1 protein-coding gene is annotated in these 1,410 nt (G+C 56.8%); it reads left to right on the top strand.

Annotation, left to right across the window (positions count from 1 at the left end; all coding sequences use genetic code 11):
- Positions 1-106 precede the first annotated feature (106 nt).
- Positions 107-1,410 (top strand): ISL3 family transposase (locus HMPREF2978_RS01675; RefSeq protein WP_070743789.1); only part of this gene is annotated, 1,304 nt, incomplete at its 3' end.

Below are 1,410 nucleotides of genomic sequence, written 5' to 3'. Positions count from 1 at the left end.
GAGGTAGAAAACGACGGGTTCAGCGGGTCACCACAACATGTAGGGGTCCCTGGTGTGAAGATGAAAGTTCCTACACAACCATCTAAACCCACCAGGGACCCGTACTGTGAAGCCTACTGGAAACCTCGTTGCTGACACTATCTGCCGTACCGCGGAAATCGGACTTGCTATCACCGGTGCCGCTGATGCCGGAGCGTTGACCATCATTGAGGCCACGCCAGTAGCCGTTATCGGCGTGTGCCCGGACTGCGGACAGCCAGGAAAGCTGCGCGACCACACCACCCGTCGACTCGTTGATCTTCCTGTCGTCGGATTCCCCACCAGGTTGCATGTAACAGTCCCCAGGTTCCTGTGCACAGCCGCCTCATGTAAGAGGAAGATCTTCCAAGAATCTTTAACCTGCGCGGATGACGGTGCCAAGCTCACTTATCGGGTCACCCGCTGGATCTTGCAGCGCCTTGCTATTGACCGGATGAGTGTGTCGGCTACCGCCAAAGCACTCGGTGTGGGCTGGGATCTGGTCAATCAGGTCGCACTGGATGCCTGCCGCCAGCTTGTCTACGGCGACCCCTGTCACCTAGACGGGGTTCGTATCCTTGGAGTCGATGAACATGTATGGAAACACACCCGCAAACCAGGTCAGGCATCAAACCTGGTGACCATACTTGTTGACCTCACCCCGCTGGTGGACGGGCGTGGTCCTGCTCGTTTGTTAGACATGCGACCGGGCAGATCCGCCGACGTGCTCAGCGGGTGGCTTAAAGAGCGTGCCCCCAGCTTCCGGGAGCAGATACAGGTGGTGACCATGGATGGGTTCACCGGTTATGCCACCGCAGTTGAAGAGCAACTACCACAGGCGAATAAAGTCATGGACCCTTTCCATGTGGTGCATCTGGCAGCCGACAAGCTCACCAGTTGCCGACAAAGACTCCAACGTGAGACCACCGGGCGCCGCGGACGCAAAGATGACCCGCTGTACAAGCACCGGCGCACCCTGTTGACCAGGACGAACTATCTCACCGAGCGGCAAAAGCAACGCTTAGAAATGCTGTGGGCCACCGATGACGACTACGTGGCCCTAGAAGTAACGTGGCTGCTCTACCAAGACGTGATCGCAGCGTACGCGCATCCGAAGAAATCGGAAGGCAAAAAGCTCATGGAACGCATCATCCACACCCTGCGTAAAGGACTACCAAAAGGCTTAGAAGAGCTCGCCCAACTGGGACGCACCCTGTGGCGTCGACGCAAAGATGTGCTCGCCTACTTTGATATCGGCGCATCCAACGGTCCCGTTGAGGCAATCAACGGCAGACTCGAACACCTACGCGGCATCGCCCTGGGATTTAAAAACCTCAACCACTACATCTTGCGATGCCTAATCCACTCCGGACAACTACAGGACAAAATCAA

It is taken from the genome of Corynebacterium sp. HMSC074C01 (genome assembly GCF_001814605.1).
Classification (GTDB): Bacteria; Actinomycetota; Actinomycetes; order Mycobacteriales; family Mycobacteriaceae; genus Corynebacterium.
The sequence above is the reverse complement of the archived record's forward strand: the minus strand, read 5'-3'. Positions and strand labels throughout refer to the sequence as shown.